The organism is Campylobacter sp. 2018MI13 (assembly GCF_018501135.1).
Classification (GTDB): domain Bacteria; phylum Campylobacterota; class Campylobacteria; order Campylobacterales; family Campylobacteraceae; genus Campylobacter_E.
Genome location: NZ_JAHCZC010000093.1, coordinates 1 through 6094, shown reverse-complemented (window position 1 = coordinate 6094; position 6094 = coordinate 1). Strand labels below are relative to the sequence as shown.

6 protein-coding genes and 2 pseudogenes are annotated in these 6094 nt (G+C 27.8%); 4 read left to right on the top strand and 4 right to left on the bottom strand.

Annotation, left to right across the window (positions count from 1 at the left end; genetic code table 11):
• From KJQ99_RS08420 to KJQ99_RS08410, 3 genes are all read right to left on the bottom strand, one after another.
• The coding region (locus tag KJQ99_RS08420; protein WP_214116472.1) for a cache domain-containing protein at positions 1–799 on the bottom strand (799 nt) is incomplete at its 3' end.
• A gap of 66 nt (positions 800–865) precedes the next feature.
• Positions 866–2218, bottom strand: coding sequence for a magnesium transporter (locus tag KJQ99_RS08415; protein ID WP_214116475.1), 1353 nt, complete (start codon positions 2216–2218; stop codon positions 866–868).
• A gap of 3 nt (positions 2219–2221) precedes the next feature.
• Positions 2222–3394 carry a peptidoglycan DD-metalloendopeptidase family protein gene (locus tag KJQ99_RS08410; protein ID WP_214116477.1) on the bottom strand — a complete coding sequence of 391 codons (1173 nt, stop codon included), beginning with the start codon at positions 3392–3394 and terminating at the stop codon, positions 2222–2224.
• Positions 3395–3489: 95 nt separating this feature from the next.
• On the opposite strand from KJQ99_RS08410, the gene KJQ99_RS08405 reads away from it, so the two are divergent.
• The 4 genes and pseudogenes from KJQ99_RS08405 to KJQ99_RS08390 all read left to right on the top strand — a co-directional run.
• Complete coding sequence (locus tag KJQ99_RS08405; protein ID WP_214116480.1) at positions 3490–4191, top strand: plasminogen-binding N-terminal domain-containing protein; 702 nt, start codon at positions 3490–3492, stop codon at positions 4189–4191.
• 214 nt (positions 4192–4405) lie between these two features.
• Positions 4406–4714: pseudogene (locus KJQ99_RS11315) on the top strand (lipoprotein required for motility); the annotation flags it as partial.
• Positions 4690–5076 carry a hypothetical protein gene (locus KJQ99_RS08395; protein WP_214120386.1) on the top strand — a complete coding sequence of 129 codons (387 nt, stop codon included), beginning with the start codon at positions 4690–4692 and terminating at the stop codon, positions 5074–5076. The pseudogene KJQ99_RS11315 and the gene KJQ99_RS08395, both read left to right, overlap by 25 nt.
• Positions 5073–5915, top strand: a pseudogene (locus KJQ99_RS08390) (sigma-54-dependent transcriptional regulator); the annotation flags it as partial. The gene KJQ99_RS08395 and the pseudogene KJQ99_RS08390, both read left to right, overlap by 4 nt.
• A gap of 7 nt (positions 5916–5922) precedes the next feature.
• Here KJQ99_RS08390 and KJQ99_RS10635 read toward each other — a convergent pair.
• Positions 5923–6084, bottom strand: coding sequence for a hypothetical protein (locus KJQ99_RS10635; protein ID WP_502756520.1), 162 nt, complete (start codon positions 6082–6084; stop codon positions 5923–5925).
• Positions 6085–6094: the final 10 nt, after the last annotated feature.

Here is a 6094-nt window from a genome sequence, read left to right as displayed (position 1 = left end):
GAGCTATTTCATCATTACCTTTATCATCTAGCTTTTTAGTTAAATCTCCATCTCCACTGCTAAGTTCGTTTGATTTAGCTGTTAGATTGTTTAGTGGGCGAGTGATTTGGAATTTTACGAAGATAATCATTAATATTAAAATTATAGCTGCTATAACAACTGCTGCTAATGTAAATTTGTAATTTGAGCTACTAATAACTTCATCAATTATTTTACCTACTTCAGCGATTTCTTGATTTGTTATATCCATATCTATTGTGCAACCATAGATAATATCCATATTTTTATCTTTTTTAGTATAAGTAATGATATTTCTATCTTTATTAGTTACCTTATCAAAGAATGTAACTTCTGTAAAACCACCACCTGCTAAGCCATTCTTAACAAATTTTTCTACATAGCTTTCGCCTTTAATATCTAAATCTGCTTTTAAATTCTTCCCTACTTTTTCTGGCTGATAATGAACTAAATAAGTTCCATCTGAATTAACGGCAAAAAATCTAATATTTGTGCTATCTAAATTCATACCTTGAAGATATTCAATTGTGCTTTCAAGTGCATCTTCAGGTCCATCTCCAGCTTTTACGAAGTCTTTATATAATTTTTCAGAAAAATTATAAAAGCCAAATACAATGCTTTTTGCAGCACTTCTAGCATCTTTTACTGCTAGTTCTTCTACTGTTTTAGTTGTTACATCGTCAATTTCTTGCATTCCTTTGTTAGAAATAAATATTAGGCTAATGCCTAAGATACACAAACTAATCAGTATACATAACGAAAGTTTTGTTGAAATTTTCATTTTATCTCCTTTTTATTGAAAATTAAATCTTAAATTTAAACATATTTTTGTTAAAAGAAAATTAAATCATAGCAATATTATTTTAGCAAGCAATAAAAAGCTAAAAAATCCTAAAGCATCGGTGGTTGCTGTTAGCAAAACTGCACTACCTAGTGCAGGGTCAAATCCACATTTTTTTAATACCAAAGGTATTAATGAGCCAATTAAACCTGCAAAACCTAAATTTAAAATCATTGATATGAATATCACAAGGCTTAGCATTGGGATTGAAAACCAAAAATACGCAACAGCTCCTAAAACAATGGCAAAAATCGTTGCGTTTGAAAACGAAATAGCAATTTCTCTTAATAATATATGTTTTGAATTCTCATAACTTAATTCGCCTAAAGCAAGTTTTCTAATAGTTACGGCAAGTGCTTGTGAGCCAGTATTTCCACCCATTGATGCAACTATTGGCATTAAAGCCGCAAGTGCTACTAACTTTTCTATTGCATCAGAAAACATTGCGATAACATGGGCTGAAATTAACGAAGTAATTAGATTTACAATAAGCCATTTAGCTCTACTTTTAGCTGCTTTTATAGTATTTTCATCTTCGCTATCAATATCTCCAACCCCTGCAAAGTTATACATTTGCTCTGTTGCATAGTCTTGGATTAAGTCGTGTATATCATCATAAGTTATTCTTCCTAATAATTTATTATTATTATCAACTACAGCAATTACACTTAAATCATAGTCTTGAACCATAGAGATAGCATCATTTATAGTGTCATAATCTCTAATAAAATGTAAATCTTTTGCTAAATCTTCATTTTTATCTAGAATTTGCTGAAAAGTATCTTTAAATTCATATAAAATTAAATCTCCTACATGCAAACTATAAATTAATTTTTCATTCTCATCGGTTATAAAAAGTTGGATTATATGTTCTATTTCTTCGCTTTTTTTAAGCTCTTTATATTTGCTAATAGCACTTTCTAGAGTATCACTAAGCTTTGCGGTAAAAATCTCTGTTTGCATATAAGCACCAGCTTTTTCATCATCGTAGCGTTTTAAGAATAAAATATCATCTTGTTCGTCTTTACTAAGATTTGAAAAAATTCTATTTGCTTTTTCATCATCAATTTCTTCAATGCTTTGCATTAAATCAGTTGCATCATCGCTTTCTAATTCGCCTAATGCTAAAGCTAATTTTTTGCTTGAAGATAATTTCAAAACATCGCTTAACATATGTTCAGGCATTAGTGTTGCGATATTTCCTAAGTCTTCATCATCAAGACTTTTGATTATGTTTTCATAAGCTTCATAATCATCATTTTTTATTATTTTTAGGGCTTCTAATAATTCAGCATAGCTAACATCTTTTTCATCTAAAAAATCTTGTATTATTTCAAAAGCTACTGCTGTATTTTTCATATTTTAATTAAGCTCCACAATATTTTCAAAATTCTCTTCTTTTATAGGAGTTATTTTACTTTCTAATATATGCTTAATTTCACTTATATATTCTTTAGTTATTAAATCAAATTTTTGCTTTTCTTTGCCTACCAGACCATCTTTTGCAACTCTAACAACTGTTGCTGGGTTAATTGCTGCATTGTTTTTATACATACCAAAATGTAAGTGCGGCCCTGTGCTAAGACCTGTAGTTCCTACATAGCCAATTACTTGACCTTGTTTTACACTATCTCCTATTTTATATTTACCAAATTTGCTTAAGTGTGCGTATAAAGTCATATAGCCACTTGAATGATTTACTTGAACTACATTTCCATATCCGCCTTTTACTCCTCTAAACATTATTTTTCCAGCACCTGCTGCTTTTACTGGCGTTCCTGTTGGTGCTGCATAATCTATTCCTAGATGGGCTCTATATTTTTTTAAAATAGGATGAAATCTTCCTGGGTTAAATGGAGAACTAATTCTAACATTTCCAACAGGCAATATAAAAGTATATGTTTCTAATTGTTTTCCGTTTTCATCGTAAAAATCATTATCTCCATATTTAAATATATAATAAGGCTTTTTATTGACTTCAATCATAGCTGATTTTATATTTGCATCTCCATAAATTCTACCTAATCTTCTTTTTTGAGAATAAACGATTACTACTCTATCATCTTTTTTCATTCCTGTATAATTAATCGTTCCTGCATATGCTCTAAGCAGAGCGCTTGCTAATCTAGAGTTTTGAGTGTTATCTATAATATCTTGATAAACTGATTTATTTATTTTAAATGTTAAACTTGTTTCTTCAACTTTATAAGTAATTGGAGTAAATGTTATAGCATATTTATCTTCTAAATCCTTATATATTTGTATTTGTAAAGTTTCGCTTATTGGTATTAAAATTTGTTCTATATTATCATTTTCATCTCTTAATATTTGATATTTAACCCCAGCTATGATTTCTGCTGTTAGTTCTTTATCTTCTTTATCAAGATTATGATATATGCTTAATGGAATTTGATTTTTTTGTAAGAAAAATAAAAAACTCTCGCCTCTTTCCCATATTAATTCTTCCATTTTTAATTCTTTTGAGAATAAATTTAAACTTAAAAAAATAGATAAAACTAATATGATTTTTCGCATTATTTTCCTTTAAAATATGATAAAATTTCCAAAATAAGGCAGACATTTTACTTTTTTTTGCTTATAATTTAGTAATTTAATTTTAAAGGGATAATATGTTTAAGAAAACTTTTATTTTAATATGCTTTTCGGTTTTTGCATTTGCTAATCAATTTATAAATGCTGTTATTGACAAGATTGATAATGGCTATGCTTATGCTCATATAGTTGATGCAAAATATGATGAAAATAATTTAAAAAATGGCGCTATTGTTATTAAAGATATTGGAGAATATTCTATAATTGTTGCTAGAGCTAGTTTTGTAAATAATGAGAACAATAATATTAAATTAGAGTTATATACATTTTCTGATTTAAAACAAGATGCTTTACCATTACCTATATTAACTCCACAAATAGGCGATAGAGTAATTTTTAATAATTATATTGAGCATACATTATTAATAGCTCCTAGTCAAAAAATATATGATAGTATTAAAAATAAATATAACAACTTTATATATTTTGATACCAATGTTTTAGCAGCGAATTTATACGCTAAAAAACAACTAACTCCAAATAGAAATGATTTAAGAGAATTTTGTAGAACTTGGGCTATTGGTAGTGTGATGGTTGCATTAAAAAATAACTTATATTTATATGAATGTTCTTCTTTAAAGAAAATAGCTGAATTGGATAATAATTTAGAATATAATCAAATTGATGAAATAAATTTTTATTCAAATATTTCTAAGCAATTAAGCAAAACAACAGATTATTTTTCATATTATAACAAGCTATTTAAAGAAAAGGAATAATAATTGCTTTGAAGCAATTAAATAATTATTTAAAGGAAAAATCGTGAAAAGATTAGGCACCATCGCTTTAGCTATATTTATTTGTGCTTGTGTTCCACAAAAAAAAGAAACAACAGTTCAAGTAGAAAATAACACTCAAAAAACAGCTTATAAAAAAGCAAGTTATCAAGAGCCTGTTTTAAGTCCTGAAGAAGAAGCAGTAAGACTTATGATTTTTAGTTCGGTAGGAGAGGGAATTCCACCTCAAAACACAGTTTCGCAAGCTCAAGCATTAGCACTTGCAAAAAGAGCAGCATTAGCTGATGCTTATCGTCAATTAGCTGGCAAACTTTATGGGGTTAGAGTAAATTCTAGAGAAAATGTAAAAGATGCAATGCTTAGAAGCTCGTTAATTACAACATATGTTAATGGACTTATTAAAAATGCAAATATTACCGGAGAAGGATTTAAAGATGGTCTTTATACGGTTGAATTAGAACTAAAAATTGATAAATATAAATGGAACGAATTGTTCTCATATTAATTAGCTTTTTAGGATTATTAAACGCTACAAATCCTGATTATATATTTTGGGCTAGATTAAGTACTACTAATCTAGTCCTAACTAACGAAGAATTTCACTTAAGTAGAGCAATGAGTATTGATAAAAAAGCAAGATATACTTATGTTTGTGAGATTAATGCTACAAAGTCTAATATTTATGATAGTTTAAAAGACCAACAAACAAATTTAATAGATTGTGTTAATAAAGCGATAGTGAGTGAATATGTTGATGTCAATAATTTTAAAGCAAGTATAAAAACTCATTTAAGATTATTGCCAATTTATTTTAAAGCAGAACTTGCTCAAGGTAAAATATTGATTTACACAAAGGATAAGGTATGAAAATAGCCATAGTTGAAGATGATATTAATATGAGAAAATCCTTAGAATTATCATTAAGTGATGATTATGAATTAAAAACTTATAAAAATCCAATTGATGCTTTAAAAGAATTAGATGATAGTTTTGACTTAATAATAAGTGATATTAATATGCCTAAAATGGACGGACTTGAGTTTGTAAAAACAGCTTTAGAACAAAAAATTAGTGCTGAGTTTATAATTATTACAGGAAATGCTACTTTAAATAAAGCAATTGAAGCACTAAGACTTGGAGTAAAAGATTTTTTAACAAAGCCATTTGATTTGGATAAATTATATGAAGCAATAAATAGAGCAAAAATTATTAGAGAAAAAAAAGCTAATAAAATTAAAAAAGAAATTCCGGTAAAACAAAATGGATTTTTAGGTTCATCAAAAGAACTTGAGAATTTAAAAACAATAGCTTTAAAAGCAGCTAAAACAAATGTCAGTGTATTTTTAAGCGGTGAAAGTGGAGTTGGTAAAGAAGTATTTGCAAAATTTATTCACGAAAATAGTAAAAGAGCAAATAAGCCTTTTATAGCTATTAATATGGCTGCTATCCCTGAAAATTTAATAGAGAGTGAATTGTTTGGATATGAAAAAGGAGCTTTTACAGACGCTAATTCTAATAAATTGGGCTTATTTGAGTTAGCTAATGAAGGCACTTTATTTCTTGATGAAATAGGTGAAATGAGTGCTAGTATTCAAGCTAAGTTATTAAGAGTTTTACAAGAAAAAACTATACAAAGATTAGGTGGCACAAAATTAATTAATATAGATGTAAGAATTATAAGTGCTAGTAATATAAACATAAAAGATCCGTATCTTATATACATCTGACGCTTTCGACTACTAGATAGATAAAATTTTCTCTCGATGCCATTTTTTCTATACAAAAAACATCAAGCCCTATAAGACTTGGTAAATAATTCCACACATATTTTTCGTATTTTAAAACCAGCTCTTCATCTTCCAAATCAACCCATATAAATTTACTA

Coding starts and splice junctions, on each gene's coding strand:
- KJQ99_RS08405 (WP_214116480.1), top strand. CDS start 3,490: ATGTTTAAGAAAACTTTTATTTTAATATGCTTTTCGGTTTTTGCATTT.
- KJQ99_RS08415 (WP_214116475.1), bottom strand. CDS start 2,218: ATGAAAAATACAGCAGTAGCTTTTGAAATAATACAAGATTTTTTAGAT.
- KJQ99_RS08410 (WP_214116477.1), bottom strand. CDS start 3,394: ATGCGAAAAATCATATTAGTTTTATCTATTTTTTTAAGTTTAAATTTA.
- KJQ99_RS08395 (WP_214120386.1), top strand. CDS start 4,690: ATGGAACGAATTGTTCTCATATTAATTAGCTTTTTAGGATTATTAAAC.